Genomic DNA, 17,560 nt, shown 5'->3' with positions numbered 1-17,560 from the left:
GCAGAGGGGGGAGGGAGCGATGCGGGGCCGGTCGCTCCTCGTCCTCCGATGGCGATGTATGCCCATCACGGCCTTGCCCGCCGGACGCGCCGCACCTACACCCGGGCCTCATCATGACGACGCCCGCGCCCCTGGCCTTCCCGCACCGGCACCTCCTCGGTATCGAGGGCCTGACCCGGCCCGACATCGAGGGCCTGCTCGACGCCGCCGATTCCGCCGTCGACATCTCGCGGCAGGTGGAGAAGAAGCGCACGACGCTCAGGGGCCGCACGCAGATCAACCTGTTCTTCGAGCCCTCGACGCGGACGCAATCCTCCTTCGAGCTCGCCGGCAAGCGGCTCGGGGCCGACGTGATGAACATGTCGGTGGCCTCGTCCTCGGTGAAGAAGGGCGAGACCCTGATCGACACCGCCGCGACCCTGAACGCCATGCGGCCCGACATCATCGTGGTCCGCCACGAATCGGCCGGCGCCGTGCACCTCCTCGCCCGCAAGGTCGATTGCGCGGTGGTCAATGCCGGCGACGGCGCCCACGAGCACCCGACCCAGGCGCTCCTCGACGCGCTCACCATCCGCCGCAACAAGGGCCGGATCGAGGGGCTGCAGGTGGCGATCTGCGGCGACGTCCTGCACTCGCGGGTGGCGCGCTCCAACATCATCCTGCTGCAGGCGATGGGCGCGCGGGTCCGCCTGATCGCGCCCTCGACCCTGCTGCCGGCCGGGATCGAGCGCTTCGGCGTCGAGACCTTCACCGACATGCGAAAAGGTCTCGTCGGCTGCGACATCGTGATGATGCTGCGCCTCCAGCGGGAGCGCATGAACGGCTCCTTCGTGCCGTCCGTGAAGGAGTATTTCCGGTACTTCGGCCTCGACGGCGACAAGCTGGCGCTCGCCAAGCCCGACGCGCTGGTGATGCATCCGGGGCCGATGAACCGCGGCGTCGAGATCTCCTCGGAGATCGCCGACGGGGCGCAGTCGCTGATCCGCGAGCAGGTGGAGATGGGCGTCGCCGTGCGCATGGCCGTGCTGGAGGCGCTCGCCCGGCACCTGCCGAACGAGTAAAGCGGCGCGCCGCGGCTCCGGATGAGACGCGCCCTTTTCCCGGACGCCTGGAACGCAGCAGAAGGCGATCTGGGACCCAGCACATTGAGCGCCGCGCCGGCGGCACAGGTTGGTTCAGACAGCCGCTTCACGAAGTCTTGTGCCGGATCCCCGGACGCGATCCGCTGGCGCTGCACGCGCCCGGGACAAGGACGGCGCGGGCTGCGCGCCGAACAAACGACGCCCGCCTTCACACGCCACGCTTGCCCGCAGACCGGCCGTAGCGCAGTTTCCTGCCGAAATCCGGTGCCGGTCCGTATAAGGGACGGGTCCAACATGCAGATCGCTTCATGACCGCCTACACGCTCGCCGACCTCGCCGCCCTCGTGGCGAGCCGCGCCGGGACCGATCCGGCCACCTCCTATACGGCCAAGCTCCTGTCGGAGGGCCCCGCCAAGGCGGCCAAGAAGCTCGGCGAGGAGGCGGTCGAGGCGGCGATCGCGGCCGTGCAGGGCGACAGGACCGGCCTGACGAACGAGGCCGCGGACGTGCTCTACCACCTCGTCGTGCTGCTCCGGGCGGGCGGCGTCGAGCTCAGCGCCGTCATGGCCGAGCTGGAGCGCCGGACGGCCCAGAGCGGCATCGCCGAGAAGGCCGCGAGGCGCCACGCGTGAACGCGGCCGCGCTGCCGGGCTCCGTCGAGGCGATCCTCGAAGCCTCGGACCGGCTCTCGCCCTATCGCCGCTTCAGCCGGGACGAGTGGGCGCAGCTGCGCGCCGACACGCCGCTCACCCTCAACCAGGAGGATCTGGAGCGCCTGCAGTCGATCAACGACCCGATCTCGGTGGAGGAGGTCGTGGCGATCTACCTGCCGCTGTCGCGTCTCCTGTCGCTCTACGTCGCGGCGACGCAGGGCCTGTTCAAGGCGACGCAGCGCTTCCTGCTCGCCGAGCGCGAGTCCAAGGCCCCCTACATCATCGGGCTGGCCGGCTCGGTGGCGGTGGGCAAGTCCACCACCGCCCGCATCCTGGCCTCCCTGCTGGCGCGCTGGCCCAACACCCCGAAGGTCGACCTCGTCACCACGGACGGATTCCTGCTGCCCAACGCGGACTTGGCCGCCAACGGGCTGATGGAGCGCAAGGGGTTTCCCGAGAGCTACGACACCGCCGCCCTGCTGCGCTTCCTCAACGACGTGAAGGCCGGCCACCGGCGCGTGACCGCGCCGCTCTACTCGCACCTCGTCTACGACCGGGTGCCCGGGGAGGAGCGGGTGGTGGAGAGCCCCGACATCCTGATCGTCGAGGGCCTGAACGTGCTCCAGCCGGCCCGCCTGCCGCGGGACGGCACCGCGATCCCGTTCGTGTCCGACTTCTTCGACTTCTCGATCTATCTCGACGGCCACGAGGACGACCTGCACCGCTGGTACGTCACGCGCTTCATGAAGCTGCGCCAGACGGCGTTCCGCGACCCGCGCTCCTACTTCCGGAAATACGCCGAGATCGCGGAATCCGACGCGCTCGACATCGCCGACCGGCTCTGGACCACGATCAACCTGCCCAACCTGCGGGAGAACATCCTGCCGACGCGCCAGCGGGCGAGCCTGATCCTGACCAAGGGCGCGAGCCACCGGATCGAGAGCGTGGCCTTGCGGCGGCTGTGATCGTGAGGCGCAGACAGGGCTTCCATAACCTGCGCGCCCGTCCTTCCGGGGCCGCGCAGCGGAGCCCGGGATCCAGGACCTCGACGCGTGTTCAGTCTGGCGCGGGGCCGTGCGTGCCTGGGCCTCGCCGGCGGTTCTGGATTCCGGGCTCTCGCCTGCGGCGAGCCCCGGAACGACGCGGGACGGATCCAGGGGCCGACCGGTGCGTGCGGCGAAGCCGTCGCACAGCTCACGCGAACGGGAACTCCGCCTCCGCCACATACGGGCCGCCGCCGGTCGAGTCCCGCGCCGAGAACAGCGTCACCCGGTCCGCGTCGAACGACAGCGGTGCGAAGACCGGCGCCTGTGACAGGTACATCGCCGTCGCCTCCGGCGTCGCGTCGCGGCGCAGGCGGGCCAGGGTCACGTGCGGGGTGAACTTCCGCCGTTCCGGCTCGACCCCGGCCCGCCGGACCAGCCGCTCCTGCTCGGCCTGGAGTTCCATCAGGCTCGCCTCCGGAACCACCGCCGCGTAGAGCGCCCGCGGCTTGTCGCCGCCGAAGATGCCGAGGCCGTCGAGCGTCACCCGCAGGGCGGGACGCGGCCGCATCTCGGCCAGAGCCTCGACCACGTCGTCGGCCACCGTGGCCTCGACATCGCCCAGGAAGCGCAGGGTGACGTGGAAGTCGCCCGGCTCGATCCAGCGGGCGCCGGGCAGGCCGCCCTGGTAGGTCTTCAGGGCGTCGGCGATCGCCGGCGGGACGGCGAGCCCGGTGAACAGGCGCGGCATTACCGCGACGCCCCCTGCCGGAGGCCGCCCAGGAAGGTTTCCACGGTCGGCAGGATGCGGGCCGCGATGGTCTCGACGCCCTGCCGGTTCGGGTGCAGCCCGTCATCGAGGTGCTGCGCCCGGTCGCCGATGATCCCGTCGAGGAAGAACGGGTAGAGGGTCAGGTCGTAGCGCTTGGCCAGGGTCGGGTAGATCGCGTCGAAGCGCGCCTTGTAGTCCGGCCCGAGATTCGGCGCGGCCTGCATCCCGGCGAGCAGCACCGGGATACCCCGCGCCTTCAGCCGCTCGATGATCGCGGACAGAGCCCCCTCGGTCACCTTCGGGTCGGTGCCGCGCAGCATGTCGTTGGCGCCGAGTTCGAGGATCACCCCGGCGGTCCCGTCCGGCACCGACCAGTCGACCCGGTCGAGGCCGCCGGTGGCGGTGTCGCCCGACACGCCGGCATTGGCCACGCTCACGTCCTCGCCCTTGCCCTTGAGCAGGCGCTCCAGCACCGTCGGGAAGGCGGCGTCGGCGGGAAGGCGATAGCCGGCGGTGAGGCTGTCGCCGAGGGCGACGAGCCTGACCGGGCCGCCCGGGGCGGCCTGCGATGCTGTCATGAAAGAGACCATCAGGAGGGTTAGCGCTGCGGCAAACAGGGCCGCGCGCCGGAACACACCGCCTTCGTCATGGCGCGGCCCCAATGCGGCACCCATATCGCGGTGCACCCGCGGCCCGTACAGCCAAGATCGAAGCCAACCGAGGACCTCGCGCGCCATGCTCGTCATCGCCCACAGATCGGCCTGCCCGTGAGCCAAGGCAAGGTGCCGCGCGCGCCGGCGATCGCGCTCTCGGACATCGATCTCAGCCTCGGACGCGGCGCCGCCCGCGTCCACGTCCTGCGCGGCATCTCGCTCAGCGTCGACCGCGGCGAGGCGGTGGGCCTCGTCGGCCCCTCCGGCTCCGGCAAGTCGACGCTGCTGATGGTCATGGCCGGTCTGGAGCGGCCCGATTCCGGCGGCGTCGTCATCGAGGAGACCGACCTCGTCCGCCTCGACGAGGACGCGCTCGCCCGGTTCCGCGGCCGCCGGATCGGCATCGTGTTCCAGGCCTTCCACCTCGTGCCGACCATGACGGCGCTCGAGAACGTGGCGCTGCCGCTGGAACTCGCGGACCGCCCCGGCGCCCTGGAGCGCGCCCGCGCCGAGCTGGAGGCGGTCGGCCTCGGGCACCGGCTGCACCATTACCCGGCGCAGCTCTCCGGCGGCGAGCAGCAGCGCGTCGCCATCGCGCGGGCGGTCGCCCCCGACCCGGCGATCCTGGTCGCCGACGAGCCCACCGGCAACCTCGACGAGGCCACCGGCCGCCAGATCGTCGACCTGCTGTTCCGGCTGAAGCGCGACCGCGGCGCGACGCTCGTGCTGGTCACCCACGACAACGGCCTCGCCCGCCTGTGCGACCGCACCGTGCGCCTGCGCTCCGGGCGGATCGAGGAGGCGGTGGCCGCCTGATGCACGGCACGATCGCCCGCCCCGACCCCGCACCCCGCCGGATCCCGCTGACCCTGCGCCTCGCGCTGCGCGAGCTGCGGGCCGGGCTCAGGGGCTTCGCGGTGTTCCTCGCCTGCATCGCGCTGGGCGTCGCGGCGATCGCCGGCGTGGCGTCGATCTCGCGCTCGCTCTCGGACGGGCTCGGGCGGGAGGGACGCCGGATCCTCGGGGGCGACCTCGCCTACAACCTCATCAACCGCGAGGCGACCGACACGGAGCGGCAGGCGCTGGCGCGGGAAGGCCGCCTCGACGTCGTCGCCTCCCTGCGGGCCATGGCGGTGGCGGGCAGCGGCGACGCGGCCCTGGTCGAGCTGAAGGCCGTCGATCCCGCCACCTACCCGGCCGCGGGCGACCTCGCCATCGACCCGCCGGGCCGCCTCGCCGACCTGCTGGCGGAGCGCGATGGGGTGCCGGGGGCGCTCGCCGACCCGGCGCTGCTGACCCGGCTCGACGTCAAGGTCGGGGACCGGATCGCGCTCGCCGGCCACCCGGTGGCGATCCGCGGCACCATCGTGTCCGAGCCCGACAAGATCGCCGGCGGCATCGGCTTCGGGCCGCGGCTGATGATCGCCGAGCCGACGCTCCGCGCCACCGGCCTCGTCCAGCCCGGCAGCCTCAACCGCTGGAGCTACCGGATCCTCCTGCCGTCCGGCACGCCGGATGCCGACCTCGACGCGGCGCAGGCCCGGATCCGCGCCGCGACACCGGAGGCCGGCTGGGAGGTCCGCTCCCGGAGCAACGCCGACCCGCGCTTCGCCAAGAGCATCGAGCGCTTCACGCAGTTCCTGACCCTGGTGGGGCTCACCGCGCTGATCGTCGGCGGCGTCGGGGTCGGCAACGCCGTCCACGCCTTCGTGGAGCGCAAGCGGCCCTCGATCGCGACCCTGAAGAGCGTCGGTGCGCCGGGCTCGCAGGTGGTCGCCCTGTACCTGACCCAGGTGATGCTGATCGCCGGCCTCGGCACCGGGATCGGCCTCGCGATCGGCGCGAGCCTGCCCTTCCTGCTGGACGCCCTGTTCGCCGCCGACCTGCCGCTGCCGCTCAACCCGACCCTCGCCCCGGGCGAGCTGGCGCTCGCCGCCGCCTACGGGCTGATCACCGCCTTCGCCTTCGCGATCACGCCGCTCGGCCGCGCCCACGACGTGCCGGTCTCCGGCCTGTTCCGCGACACGGTGGACCCCGCCCGGGTCAGCCCGCGCTGGCGCTACCGGATCTGGCTGGCTGTCAGCCTCACGGCCCTGGTCGCCCTGTCGGTGGCGACCGCCTTCGACCGGCGGGTGGCGCTGATCTTCATCGCGGCCGCCGCGATCGCGTTCGGCCTGCTGCACGGGGTGGCGCTCGGCCTGATGGCGCTCGCCCGCCGCCTGCCGCACCCGCGCTGGCCCGCGCCCCGGATGGCGCTCGCCAACCTGCACCGGCCCGGCGCCCTGACGCCCGCCATCGTCCTGTCGCTGGGACTCGGCGTGACGCTTCTCGTGACGCTGAGCCTGATCGACGTCAACGTCCGCCGCACGATCAGCGCGACCCTGCCGGCCCGGGCGCCGAATCTCTTCTTCCTGGACATCCCCTCGCGGGACGCCGCCCGGTTCCGAGACTTCCTGGCCGGCGCCGCCCCGAACGGGAAGATCGAGGACGTGCCGATGATGCGCGGCCGGATCGTCGCCCTGAACGGTGTGCCGGCGCGCAAGATCCGGCCGCCGGAGGACGCCGCCTGGGTGCTCGACGGCGACCGGGGCATCACCTACGCCGACACGGTGCCGGACGGCTCCAGCCTAACCGAGGGCGCGTGGTGGAGCGCCGAGCAGGGCGCGAAGCCGCTGGTCTCCTTCGAGGCCGACCTCGCCCGCCAGCTCGGCCTCAAGCTCGGCGACACCGTGACGGTGAACGTGCTCGGCCGCGACCTCACCGCGACGATCTTCAACCTGCGCCGGGTGGAGTGGCGCAACCTCGGCATCAACTTCGTGATGGTGTTCTCGCCGGGCACGTTCCGGGGCGCCCCGCACTCGGACCTCGCCACGCTGACCCTGCCCGGCGGCACCGACGCGGCCACCGAGAATCACATCCTGCGCGACGTGGCGAAGACGTTCCCGTCAGTGAGCGCCGTTCGGGTCAAGGACGCGCTGGACGCCATCGGCGACCTCGTCGGCCGGCTGGTCCTGGCGATCCGCGGAGCCAGCGCCGTCGCGGTCCTGGCGAGCCTCTTCGTGCTGGCGGGTGCCATCGCGGCCGGGCACCGGGCGCGGCTCTACGACGCCGTCGTGCTGAAGGTCCTGGGCGCCAGCCGGTCCCGGCTGCTCGCGGCCTACGCGATCGAGTACGCCGCTTTGGGCGTCGCCACCGCCCTGTTCGGCCTCATGGCCGGGACGCTCGCCGGCTGGGTGATCGTCGCCAAGGTCATGCACCTCGATTTTCGGCTCGACCTGTCGGGCGCGCTGGTGGCGGCCGTGGCCGCGGTGGCGCTCGCGATCCTCCTCGGCCTCGCCGGCACCTGGCGGATCCTGGGGCAGAAGCCGGCGCCGTACCTGCGGCAGATCTGAAGCGTGATGGGAGGTGGGGCCCGGGCGACGGTGGTCTGGGGAGAGGCGCGCGAGAAGCCGTGCAGGCCGCCACGGTCCCGCTCCGGGGGCCCACTGAGCGGGATGCGACTCCGCCCGGCGGCAGACGGGCCGGGACCGGGGCCGACCCACCTCGTCGTTGCGGTCGCGTGCGGTGTCCCGCGGACCGGCCACGCGCGCGTTCCCGCATCGCCGGTCTGCCGATCGGATCGGCCGGCGCTCTCAGCCCTCCGCCGATGCGGCGTCGAGCATCGCGCAGACCGCTTCGCCGAAGCGCCGCCGCGCGCTCGGATCGAGCTGGCGCAGGTGGACCTCCACCAGCCGCAGCAACCACTCGGCTTCCCGCTCGGTCATCGGCTGGAGGACGGGCTGATGTCGATCAGGCCGAAGGAACGCCGCAATCGGCAGATCGAGAGACCGGGCAATCCTGTCGAGCGCGCGGGAAGATCTGGACTCGCCCGCCGGCTCGACAATCATGCGCGGGAAGTCGATCCCACCCTCATCCATGGAAGTGCCTCAGAGGTCCCCAGACGGAGGATGAATTCCCGACCTGAGGAAAGGTGATCGGACAAACAGGTATTCGCAAGTGAACTCTTTGTCATTCTGCCGTAGGATTGATACGGAGACAGACATTTGGATTGTGAACGGTCTGGGGGACCATCCACCATGCGCATCAACGAGATCGATGGCTACGCGGAGAATGCCGACCGTCTCCGCGCGGCCCTCGACGCCTCCTGCGTTGTGGGAGCCTGGGAGTGGGACCATGTCGGCGGTGTCGTCGTCTACGACGCGGGCGCGGCGCTGTTGCTGACCGGCAAGTCCGACCTCGCCGACCGCCCGATCAACGGACCGATGGCTCTGGCGGCGGTACATCCCGAGGACATGACGTGGCTGATGGACCACATGCTGCGGGCCGTCTCCTCCAGCGGACTGGTGCTGGCCGAGTACCGCGTGTTCAAGGCGGACGGCTCCGTCCGGTGGCTCCTGAGCCGGGGTCGGACCCATCGGAGCGCGGACGGCCAGCCGCAGCGGTCGCACGGAATCCTGATGGACATCACGGAAATCCGGGACGGCGGCGACCGCTACGTGCTCGGCAAGCCCCTGACGGGCGTTGATCCCCTGGAGCGGGCGGTCGACCTCGCCCTCGCGCTCAAGGACACGCTCACCGACGACATGCCGGCGGAGGTGCGAACCGCGGCTGAACTCGTCCTGCTGGGTCTCGGCCGCGCGATCGCCGGCACGGTGGCCGACTGAGCAACCCCGCCGGTCGGCGTCCCGGGAGCGGATCCCGCCCCGCGGCCGGGCGGATCCGGTCAGCCCAGATTCCACGCGGTGGGGGTCGGATCTCAGACGATGCGGTTCGCCCGCGCAGGCACGTATCCGGCCCGGGGTGCCGGTCCGCACCGGAAAAACGCGCCGCCGCGCAGGCGCAGGTCGCATCAGGACGCCGTTAAGACTTCCGGCGGGCTCATCGAAACGGTCCGATCCCGGCAACCGTCAGTCGAACGACACGCTGTCGGACCGGAATGCATTTTAATCCCTGCCTGAATGGACAAAAATACATCCGCCGGACACGGAAAAGCGGCCCCGCAACCGTGACCGGGGACTTGTGTCGCGGACGCAGGCGCAACATATTCCTGGCCGAGGCGCCAGTCGGGCGCCAGAGGTCCTGCGTGGGCCTCGCCCGAACACCACGCTGAGAGAGCCTCCGCAAGGAAACTCCCATGGCATTCGAAAACAGCCCCTTCCGGTACGGCGCCCAGCAGCCGTCCGGCTACGCCGGCACCCAGGTCGAGGTCGACCAGGGGCTGCGCACGTTCATGCTCGGCGTCTACAACAACATGGTCGTCGGGCTCGGCATCTCGGGTCTCGTCGCGCTCGGCCTGAACATGGCCTCCGTGGCGGCCTACCAGGGCACCCGCCCGATCCTGACCCCCTTCGGTCAGACGCTCTACCTCAGCCCGCTGAAGTGGGTCCTGATGCTCGCCCCGCTGGCGTTCATCTTCGTCTTCTCCATGCGGATGGACCGGATGTCGGCCTCGTCGGCGCGGACGATGTTCTGGGCCTTCGCGGCGGTGATGGGCGCCTCGATGTCCTCGCTCCTGCTGGTCTTCACCGGCGGCAGCGTGGTCCAGGTGTTCTTCATCACGGCGGCCGCCTTCGGCTCGCTCAGCCTCTGGGGCTACACCACCCGGCGCAGCCTCTCGGGCATGGGCTCGTTCCTGATGATGGGCCTGATCGGCATCATCCTCGCGTCGCTGGTGAACATCTTCTTCGCCTCGTCGGCCCTCCAGTTCGCCATCTCGGTGCTGGGCGTGCTGATCTTCGCGGGCCTGACCGCCTACGACACGCAGAAGCTCAAGGAGATGTATCTCTACGGCGGCTTCGACGGTGAGATGGCGGCCAAGATGTCGGTGAACGGCGCCCTGACGCTGTACCTCGACTTCATCAACATGTTCCAGTTCCTGCTGAGCCTGATCGGCGACCGCCGCTAAGCCAGCCTGGACGACGAACCAGCGAAGCCCCGGCGGGAAACCGCCGGGGTTTCTTTTTGTGTGCCCGGCGCAGCCGGATGCGCCCAGCAGGCTTGGCAAACGCGGCTGTCGGTTTGCGACGAAGATCTGCGGCCGAGACCGCGAGTGGACTCCGAGTGGACGAAGCTTCGGCTTGCCGACGGGACACGACAGGATGTGGTGCCGGGTGGTCCCATCCAACGCCCTCATCCTGAGGTGCCCGCGTCGGCGGGCTTCGAAGGAGCGCTCCAGGGATCGCGGCGGCCTCTGGAGGGCGCCTTCGAGGCCTCCGCTTTGCTCCGGCGCCTCAGGATGAGGTCATGAGTTGGGGAGCCGGCCCGGGTTTGTCCTGGCTCGTGTCGGCGACCGCGTGGCCTGCGAGCACGAGCGCGGGTAAGCTCCGGCCATGCCCGTACTCTCCGGCCTCTCCGCTTTCCCGATCACCCCGAGCGATGCCGACGGCCGCGTCGACGCCGAGGGCCTGCGCCGGCTCCTGGAGCCCCTGGCGGATGCCGGGGTCGATTCGGTCGGCCTGCTCGGCAGCACCGGGACCTACGCGTATCTGAGCCGTGACGAGCGGCGGCGGGCCGTCACGATCGCCGCCGAGACCGCGGGCGGGCGGGTACCGCTCCTCGTCGGCATCGGCGCCCTGCGCACCGACGAGGCCATCCGCCTCGCGCAGGACGCGCGGGCGGCCGGCGCCGGGGCCGGACTCCTCGCGGCGATGTCCTACACGCCGCTGACCGACGACGAGGTCGCGGCGCATTTCGAAGCGGTGGCGGAGGAAGGCGGCCTGCCGCTCGTGATCTACGACAATCCGGCCACGACGCATTTCCGGTTCTCGCCGGCCCTGATCGGCCGGATCGCGCGGCTGCCCGGCGTGGTCGCCGCGAAGTGTCCGGCGGCCGCAGCCCCCGGCGTCGCGGCGCTTCGGGAGGCTGTCCCGCCCTCCTTCCCGATCGGCTTCAGCGGCGACTGGAACGTGACCGAGTCGCTGATCGCCGGCGGCGCGGCGTGGTTCAGCGTCGCGGGCGGCCTGTTTCCCAAGGCCTGTTCGGCGATCGTGCGCGCGGTCGAGGCGGGCGATGCCGCGCGGGCGCGCGCCCTGAACGCGGATCTCGAGCCGCTCTGGGCGCTGTTCATGGCACATTCGAGCCTGCGCGTGGTCTACGCGGCGGCCGACATCCTGGGCCTGTGCCGGGCCGAGCCGCCGCGGCCGATCCGGCCGCTGCCGCCGGAGGTCGTGGCCGAGATCGCCGGGACACTCCGCACCCTGGGCTTGGCCTGAGCGAGCAAGTCGCCCTCGTCATCCCGGGGGCCTTGCATGCGGTAGCGGTCAGACCGCCTTCGGCGCCGGCTCCAGCACGGCGATCACCCGGGCCAGCTCGGCGCCGCGCTTCAGGATGTGGCCGCTGGCGGCGATCACCGCGTAGGCGCCCTGGCGACGCGCGAGCTTGGGATCCTTCTCGATCCGGTAGAGCGGCATCTCCGACGAGCGGCGGTAGATCGAGAACACCGCCTTGTCGCGGCGGAAATCGAGGGCGTAGTCGCGCCACTCGCCCGCGGCGACCTGACGGCCGTAGAGGTTGAAGATCGTGCGCAGTTCGTCCCGGTTGAAGGCGACCTGCGGAGGAGCCGCGCGGGCTGGGAAGGGAATGACATGCCCTGCCGCCTCGTCGGGCCTCGGCCCGGCGCTCGTCCGTTCGGTCATCACCGCTCCCGTGCATCGATCCTTTGCCGAATGATGGGCTTCGCCGCAGCGGGCCGCAAGGGCGGCTGCGGGTACGCTGCGTGTCGTCGAAGACACACCCAAGCGACAAAAAACACGCTTCCGCCCCAATCGCGCCTTTTCGGGGCCGCGTTGCCGGGGCACAACACTTCGTGAACCTCGCCGGGCCCTGCCCGGGCGGCGCCCCGCGACCCAGCTCCCCAGCCAGCGGTCGCCGCTCGGGATCCCAGGATCCGGCACTCCGAGGTTTCGAGACCCAAGGACTTCAGGCCGCCCACCCGGGCGGCCTTTTTTCTAGTTCCGGTTCGGACCGGGATGCGGGTATGCCAGATCCATCATGGGCCCGCCCGCCTTCGACGACGCCTTCCTGCACGACCTCGACGCGCTGTTCGCGTGGCGCCGGGACGTGCGCCGGTTCCGGACGGATCCGGTGGACGAGGGTGCCCTGCGCGCCTGCCTGGCGGCGGCCCATCGGGCCCCCTCGGTGGGCAACAGCCGGCCCTGGCGCTTCGTGCGCGTCTCGGACCCCGGCCGGCGGGAAGGCGTCGCCGCGAGCTTCGCCCGCTGCAACGCCGCCGCGGCGTCCGGCTACGACGCGGAGCGCGCCGCGCAGTACCGGTCGCTCAAGCTCGCCGGGCTGAACGAGGCGCCGGTCCATCTCGCGGCCTTCTGCGACGACGCGACCGTGGCCGGCCTCGGCCTCGGGCGGGCGAGCATGCCGGAGACGCTCGCCTACTCGGTCGTCGGCGCGGTGCAGTGCTTCTGGCTGGCGGCGCGGGCCCGGGGGCTCGGCGTCGGCTGGGTGTCGATCCTCGACCCCGGTTCCGTGACGGCGCTCCTGGCGGTGCCGGAGACGTGGCGGCTCGTGGCCTATCTCTGCGTCGGCCACCCGGTGGAGGAGCACTGCGACCCGGAGCTGGAGCGCCACGGCTGGCAGGCCGAGGACAGGCGCGGCGGCACGTTGATCGAGCGCTGAGCGGGACGCCGCCGAGGTTTTGGGACCGCCGTCGCGGCGCGACGCGGCGATTTACGATGCTCTTTTACCGTCCCCTAGGGTTTCCGGGACTGAAGACGCATCAACCATAGCTTTTCCTGGAACGACAAGCTCGGCCGTGGATTACTTGGCCGCAGAAGCTCTTGCTTGTCGAGGTACAGGTGATGTCGGGTCGGGTGGCGGCTTTATTCGGGTTGGCCGGAGCGATGCTGGCCGGATGTTTGGGCTCCGCGCAGGCGCGCGAGGTCGTGGCCTTCCAGAACGGCGTCGCGCCGGGCTCGGTGGTGATCAGCGTCTCGCAGCGCAAGCTGTATCTGGTGAACGGCGACGGGACGGCGATCCGCTATCCCGTGGCGGTCGGCCGGCCCGGGAAGCAATGGTTCGGGACGGCGAGCATCGACGGCAAGTACGTCGCCCCGGCCTGGTCGCCGCCGGCCGAGGTGAAGCGCGACAACCCGCGCCTGCCGAACCTCATCGCGGGCGGCTCGCCGCACAACCCGATGGGCGCGGCGGCCATGACGCTCGCGGGCGGCGAGTACGCGATCCACGGCACCAACCGCCCGAGCTCGGTGGGCACCTACGCGTCCTACGGCTGCATCCGCATGTACAACCAGGACGTGGTCGATCTCTACGGCCGGGTCGACGTGGGCACGCGGGTCTACATGACCCACTGAGGGCAGGGGCCGATCAGGTCGCCGGCGGCGCCGTCGCCTCGACCGCCGTGAACGTCTCCAGGATCCGGTAGGTGTGCTCGGCCCCGGCCGGCACGCAGTAGGAATCGCCGGCCGCGAGCGCCCCGGTCTCCGACCCGACAATCAGCTCCGCCCGGCCGCTGATCACGTAGCCCACGGTCTCGTGGGGCGAGGTGGTCATCGGCTTGTCGGCGTTGGGCTCCTCGCCCCGCCACATCCGCATCCCCAAGCGCGCGCCCTGCGCCAGGGTGATCTCGCCGTGCGGCCCCTCGGCCGCGCCCCGTGCCGATACCTTCGTCGCCATCGCGCGCCCTTTCCGGATGATCCAGGCCAACGGCGGCGCGCGGGCCCCGTTCCGTCCCCGGGCGGCGCGCTTGACGATGATCGGCCGGCCGGAACAGGATGTCGCACCGGCCCACCAGGGCGCCCGTCAGAGGCGCGGGCCGGCCCGACGCCAGCGGGACCGCCCGGGACCCGGCGCGTCGGCAGATGCCGGACGTACGGGAGGGGACGGCCATGCAGATCAAGGCGGCGATCGACAGGATTCCCGGCGGGCTGATGCTGGTGCCGCTCCTGCTCGGCGCCCTGTGCAAGACCTTCGCGCCGGGGGCGCCGGCCTATTTCAAGGGCTTCACGCAGGGGATCATGACCGGCGTGATCCCGATCCTGGCGGTCTGGTTCTTCTGCATGGGCGCGTCGCTGCGCCTCGGCGCCACCGGCACGGTCCTGCGCAAGTCCGGCACGCTGGTGCTGACCAAGCTCCTGTCGGCCTGGGCGATCGTGATGGTCGCGTCGCTGTTCATCCCGCCCGAGGGCGTGCAGTCCGGCTTCTTCGCCGGCCTGTCGATCCTGGCGATCGTCTGCGCGATGGATATGACCAATGGCGGCCTCTACGCCTCCCTGATGCAGACCTACGGCAGCCGCGAGGAGGCCGGTGCCTTCATCCTGACGTCGATCGAGTCCGGCCCGCTGATGAGCATGATCATCCTCGGCGCCTCGGGGGCGGCCCATTTCGAGCCGCAGATCTTCGTCGGCGCGGTGCTGCCGTTCCTCGTCGGCTTCGCGCTGGGCAACCTCGACCCGAAGCTGCGCGCCCTGTTCGCCCCGGGCGGCCAGCTGATGATCCCGTTCTTCGCCTTCGCGCTGGGCAACACGGTCGATCTCGGCAACCTGCTCTCGCCGCTCGCCGGGCTCGGCATCGCGCTGGCGCTGGCGGTGATCGTCCTGACCGGGATCCCGCTGATCCTGGCCGACCGAGCCATCGGCGGCGGCACCGGGACGGCGGGGCTCGCCGCCGCCTCCACGGCCGGGGCGGCGGCCGCCAACCCGCTCGCCATCGCGGCAGTGGCGCCGCAATTCGCCCCGGCGGCCCCGACCGCCACCGTGCTGGTGACGATCTGCATCATCGTCACCTCGATCGTCGTGCCGATCCTGACCGGCCTCTGGTACCGGCGGTTCGGGGCGGGCGCCGCGGAGGCGCCGGTCGAGCAGGCGCTGGGGGCGCCCGCCGGCCTCCCGGCCGAGTAGGCGGGCGGAGCCTCTTTCGCGACGAGAACCTGCGCCGGGCCGAGGGTCTGAGCGGATGCCGCGTCGGCCTGCCCACGGTGCGTGACACAAGCCCGGGCAGCTTCGGATCGGCTGTCCAACCCTCCACCTCATCCTGAGGGGCCGGAGCGCAGCGAAGGCCTCAGAGGAGGCTTCCAGATTGCTCCGAGATCCCTGAAGCCCTCCTTCGAGGCCCGCTGACGCGGGCACCTCAGGATGAGGCGAGCAGGGTCGGATCTACCAAAACACCGTCCGACCGCATCCTGTCCTGTACCGTGGAGACGGCCACCGCAAATCCGCTCAGAAGTCGACCGCGAGGCCCTTCACCTCCCAGTCGTCGTAGCGCACCGGCTCCAGCCCGCCGCGGCCCTGACGCTCGGGCTTGGCGCTGATCGCGGCGGCGCGGGCATCGATCGCCGCCCGGCGCTCGGCGGCCTCGGCCAGGGCGCGCTCCGCCGCGGGGCTCAGACGGCGCGGGGCGCCTTCGGGCGCGTCCGCGCCATGGCCGTTCGGGTCTTTTCCGGTGGGGTCTTGCATCGCGCTCGCTCGGGTGTGAGGGCGTGGGCCGGATGAAAGTCGGCTCCGGAGCAGAAGTGGCATCGCGGGACAAAGGTCGCAACAGGCGGGTCGGGACACCGACCGGCGGACCGGCGGAAGAGTCGGGGCCCGAGGCCGCCGGCCTGGGGGCGCGCCGGGCCGCGCTGCAGGCGGTGGCCGCCCTGACCGGCCAGGAGCGCCCGCCGGCCCTGGACGACGCGGTCGCGCAGGCGACCCGCGCCGCCGCACTGGCGCCCGCGGACGCGGCCCTGGCGCGGGCGATCGCGGTGGCGACCTTCCGCCGCTACGGGCTGATCCGCGCCGCGCTCGCCCAGCGGCTGGAGCGCGGGCTGCCCGCCGCCAAGCCGCAGCTCACGGCGCTGCTCGCCACCGCCGCGGCCCAGATCCTCGACCTCGCGGTGCCCGACCACGCGGCGGTCGACCTCGCGGTGCGGCTCGCGAAGGCCGACCCGCGCACCGCGCACCTCGCGGGCCTCGTCAACGCGGTGCTGCGCCGGATCGCCCGGGAGCGGGACGCGATCTTGGCCGAGAGCGCCGACGCCCTGGCGATCAACACGCCGGACTGGCTCGCCCGCCGGTGGAGCGCGGCCTACGGGCCCGAGCGCGCCGGCCGGATCGCGCAGGCCCATCTCGCCGGGGCGGCGATCGATCTGACCCTGCGCGGCCCGGCGGGCGACTGGGCGCAGCGGCTCGGGGCCGTGACGCTGCCCACCGGCTCCCTGCGGATGCCGGAGAACGGGCCGCCGATCCCCGACCTGCCGGGCTTCCCGGACGGCGCGTGGTGGGTGCAGGACGCCGCCGCGGCGATCCCCGCCCGGCTGCTGGCGCCGGAGCCCGGCGCCCGCGTGCTCGATCTCTGCGCCGCCCCCGGCGGCAAGACGATGCAGCTCGCCGCGGCTGGGGCGCGCGTCACCGCCATCGACCGCTCGGCGCCCCGGCTCGAGCGCCTGCGCGAGAACGTCGCGCGGCTCGGCCTGGAGGTCGAGATCGTGGTCGCCGACGCGCTCGCCCTGGAGCCGCAGGACCACGACGCGGTGCTGCTCGACGCCCCTTGCTCAGCCACCGGGACGATCCGGCGCCATCCGGACGTCGCCTGGACCAAGGCGGAGACCGACATCGGCCGCCTCGCGACCCTGCAGGCGAGGCTCCTCGACCACGCGGCCGGGCTGGTGCGCCCGGGCGGCCTGCTCGTCTACTGCACCTGCTCGCTGGAACCCGAGGAGGGCGAGGCGCAGGTCGCGGCCTTCCTGGCCCGGGACGCCCGGTTCGTCCGGGTCCCGGTCCGGCCCGAGGAGGTCGGCGGAGCCGCGGAGCTGATCGACGGCAACGGCGACCTGCGCACCCTGCCGTGCCATCTCCCCGAGGTGCTGGGCGCCCGCGGCGGCCTCGACGGCTTCTTCGCGAGCCGGCTGCGGCGCGCGGAGTGAGGATGGCGGTGTCGCCTGCATCGCGATGCGCGGGGGGTGGGTCCGATCTGAACCGTCGATCCGGGGCACCGCAGGCGAACCCGGAATCCAGACCCGCCGGCAGTGCGAGGCCTTGGCACGTCTGCGTGTCGGGATCCCGGGCTCCGCTACGCGGCCCCGGGATGACGGGGTGATGCTCCTCAGAGACGCGGGTCCGAACGACGGACGAGGCGCGCAGCCCCTCGCGTGCGAGCGGCGGTGTTCATACAACTGGATCGGAGGCATCTCCGCGCGTCTCCCTCCCCCCTTTGCGGGGGAGGGTGGCCCCTGCGTCAGCAGGGGTCGGGAGAGGGGAGCGACGCTGCAGAAGAGCGCACTGCCCTTCATGAAAGCTTTTGCCTCATTCTAAACCCGGGCTCCCCTCTCCCGACCCCCTTCGGGGGCCACCCTCCCCCGCAGAGGGGGGAGGGGGAGCCGCGGTGCCGTTCGTGGCCGTCCCGACAGTGACGTGGGACCTTCGACGCCCACGGATGGTCGAGCTTCCGCGTCCCGAAGCGCCTCATATCTTGA

Annotated in this window: 18 protein-coding genes; 12 read left to right on the top strand and 6 right to left on the bottom strand. The window is 72.0% G+C overall.

Going from position 1 to position 17,560, the window contains the following annotated elements; all coding sequences use genetic code 11:
- Positions 1-113 precede the first annotated feature (113 nt).
- From ACLBX9_RS05680 to coaA, 3 genes are all read left to right on the top strand, one after another.
- Entirely contained in the window at positions 114-1,061 is a 948-nt protein-coding gene (locus ACLBX9_RS05680; RefSeq protein ID WP_010685452.1) for an aspartate carbamoyltransferase catalytic subunit, read from the top strand.
- Positions 1,062-1,390: 329 nt separating this feature from the next.
- The gene (locus ACLBX9_RS05675; protein ID WP_010685451.1) at positions 1,391-1,714 is read left to right on the top strand and encodes a phosphoribosyl-ATP diphosphatase; all 324 of its coding nucleotides are present in this window, start codon (positions 1,391-1,393) and stop codon (positions 1,712-1,714) included.
- The gene (gene coaA / locus ACLBX9_RS05670) at positions 1,711-2,700 is read left to right on the top strand and encodes a type I pantothenate kinase (RefSeq protein ID WP_010685450.1); all 990 of its coding nucleotides are present in this window, start codon (positions 1,711-1,713) and stop codon (positions 2,698-2,700) included. The genes ACLBX9_RS05675 and coaA overlap by 4 nt, the downstream gene beginning before the upstream one ends.
- Before the next feature lie 229 nt (positions 2,701-2,929).
- Here the strand turns inward: coaA and thpR are convergent, their stop codons facing one another.
- Entirely contained in the window at positions 2,930-3,469 is a 540-nt protein-coding gene (gene thpR, locus ACLBX9_RS05665) for an RNA 2',3'-cyclic phosphodiesterase (RefSeq protein WP_447718230.1), read from the bottom strand.
- Positions 3,469-4,164 (bottom strand): arylesterase, encoded by a 696-nt coding sequence (locus ACLBX9_RS05660; RefSeq protein WP_432419919.1) that lies wholly within the window; start codon positions 4,162-4,164, stop codon positions 3,469-3,471. Before ACLBX9_RS05660 ends, thpR begins: the two co-directional genes overlap by 1 nt.
- 93 nt (positions 4,165-4,257) lie before the next feature.
- On the opposite strand from ACLBX9_RS05660, the gene ACLBX9_RS05655 reads away from it, so the two are divergent.
- The gene (locus ACLBX9_RS05655) at positions 4,258-4,959 is read left to right on the top strand and encodes an ABC transporter ATP-binding protein (RefSeq protein ID WP_447718229.1); all 702 of its coding nucleotides are present in this window, start codon (positions 4,258-4,260) and stop codon (positions 4,957-4,959) included.
- The gene (locus ACLBX9_RS05650; protein WP_447718228.1) at positions 4,959-7,535 is read left to right on the top strand and encodes an ABC transporter permease; all 2,577 of its coding nucleotides are present in this window, start codon (positions 4,959-4,961) and stop codon (positions 7,533-7,535) included. Before ACLBX9_RS05655 ends, ACLBX9_RS05650 begins: the two co-directional genes overlap by 1 nt.
- 240 nt (positions 7,536-7,775) lie before the next feature.
- Here ACLBX9_RS05650 and ACLBX9_RS05645 read toward each other — a convergent pair whose 3' ends face one another.
- Entirely contained in the window at positions 7,776-8,060 is a 285-nt protein-coding gene (locus ACLBX9_RS05645; RefSeq protein WP_010685446.1) for a hypothetical protein, read from the bottom strand.
- A gap of 159 nt (positions 8,061-8,219) precedes the next feature.
- Between ACLBX9_RS05645 and ACLBX9_RS05640 the strand changes: the two genes are divergently transcribed.
- From ACLBX9_RS05640 to ACLBX9_RS05630, 3 genes are all read left to right on the top strand, one after another.
- On the top strand, positions 8,220-8,807 hold the full coding sequence (locus ACLBX9_RS05640; RefSeq protein ID WP_447718227.1) for a PAS domain-containing protein: 588 nt from the start codon (positions 8,220-8,222) through the stop codon (positions 8,805-8,807).
- A 470-nt stretch (positions 8,808-9,277) separates the two neighbouring features.
- On the top strand, positions 9,278-10,048 hold the full coding sequence (locus tag ACLBX9_RS05635; RefSeq protein ID WP_010685444.1) for a Bax inhibitor-1/YccA family protein: 771 nt from the start codon (positions 9,278-9,280) through the stop codon (positions 10,046-10,048).
- A 424-nt stretch (positions 10,049-10,472) separates the two neighbouring features.
- Positions 10,473-11,354: a dihydrodipicolinate synthase family protein gene (locus tag ACLBX9_RS05630; RefSeq protein WP_447718226.1), complete on the top strand. Its 882-nt coding sequence runs from the start codon at positions 10,473-10,475 to the stop codon at positions 11,352-11,354.
- A gap of 48 nt (positions 11,355-11,402) precedes the next feature.
- Here ACLBX9_RS05630 and ACLBX9_RS05625 read toward each other — a convergent pair whose 3' ends face one another.
- Positions 11,403-11,777 carry a DUF2794 domain-containing protein gene (locus ACLBX9_RS05625; RefSeq protein ID WP_447718225.1) on the bottom strand — a complete coding sequence of 125 codons (375 nt, stop codon included), beginning with the start codon at positions 11,775-11,777 and terminating at the stop codon, positions 11,403-11,405.
- 355 nt (positions 11,778-12,132) lie between these two features.
- Between ACLBX9_RS05625 and bluB the strand changes: the two genes are divergently transcribed.
- Together bluB and ACLBX9_RS05615 are read left to right on the top strand one after the other, a co-directional pair.
- Positions 12,133-12,771 (top strand): 5,6-dimethylbenzimidazole synthase, encoded by a 639-nt coding sequence (gene bluB / locus ACLBX9_RS05620; protein WP_010685441.1) that lies wholly within the window; start codon positions 12,133-12,135, stop codon positions 12,769-12,771.
- Positions 12,772-12,953: 182 nt separating this feature from the next.
- The gene (locus ACLBX9_RS05615; RefSeq protein ID WP_010685440.1) at positions 12,954-13,463 is read left to right on the top strand and encodes a L,D-transpeptidase; all 510 of its coding nucleotides are present in this window, start codon (positions 12,954-12,956) and stop codon (positions 13,461-13,463) included.
- A gap of 13 nt (positions 13,464-13,476) precedes the next feature.
- On the opposite strand, the gene ACLBX9_RS05610 is transcribed toward ACLBX9_RS05615, so the two are convergent.
- Positions 13,477-13,785, bottom strand: coding sequence for a cupin domain-containing protein (locus ACLBX9_RS05610; protein ID WP_447718224.1), 309 nt, complete (start codon positions 13,783-13,785; stop codon positions 13,477-13,479).
- Positions 13,786-13,997: 212 nt separating this feature from the next.
- Between ACLBX9_RS05610 and ACLBX9_RS05605 the strand changes: the two genes are divergently transcribed.
- Entirely contained in the window at positions 13,998-15,008 is a 1,011-nt protein-coding gene (locus ACLBX9_RS05605; protein WP_447718223.1) for a 2-keto-3-deoxygluconate permease, read from the top strand.
- Positions 15,009-15,326: 318 nt separating this feature from the next.
- Here ACLBX9_RS05605 and ACLBX9_RS05600 read toward each other — a convergent pair whose 3' ends face one another.
- Entirely contained in the window at positions 15,327-15,563 is a 237-nt protein-coding gene (locus tag ACLBX9_RS05600) for a DUF1674 domain-containing protein (protein WP_447718222.1), read from the bottom strand.
- 56 nt (positions 15,564-15,619) lie between these two features.
- Between ACLBX9_RS05600 and ACLBX9_RS05595 the strand changes: the two genes are divergently transcribed.
- Positions 15,620-17,011: an RsmB/NOP family class I SAM-dependent RNA methyltransferase gene (locus ACLBX9_RS05595; RefSeq protein WP_447718221.1), complete on the top strand. Its 1,392-nt coding sequence runs from the start codon at positions 15,620-15,622 to the stop codon at positions 17,009-17,011.
- Positions 17,012-17,560 lie beyond the last annotated feature (549 nt).

This window comes from Methylobacterium sp. A49B (assembly GCF_053346215.1).
This window is presented reverse-complemented; position numbering and strand designations above follow the sequence as displayed.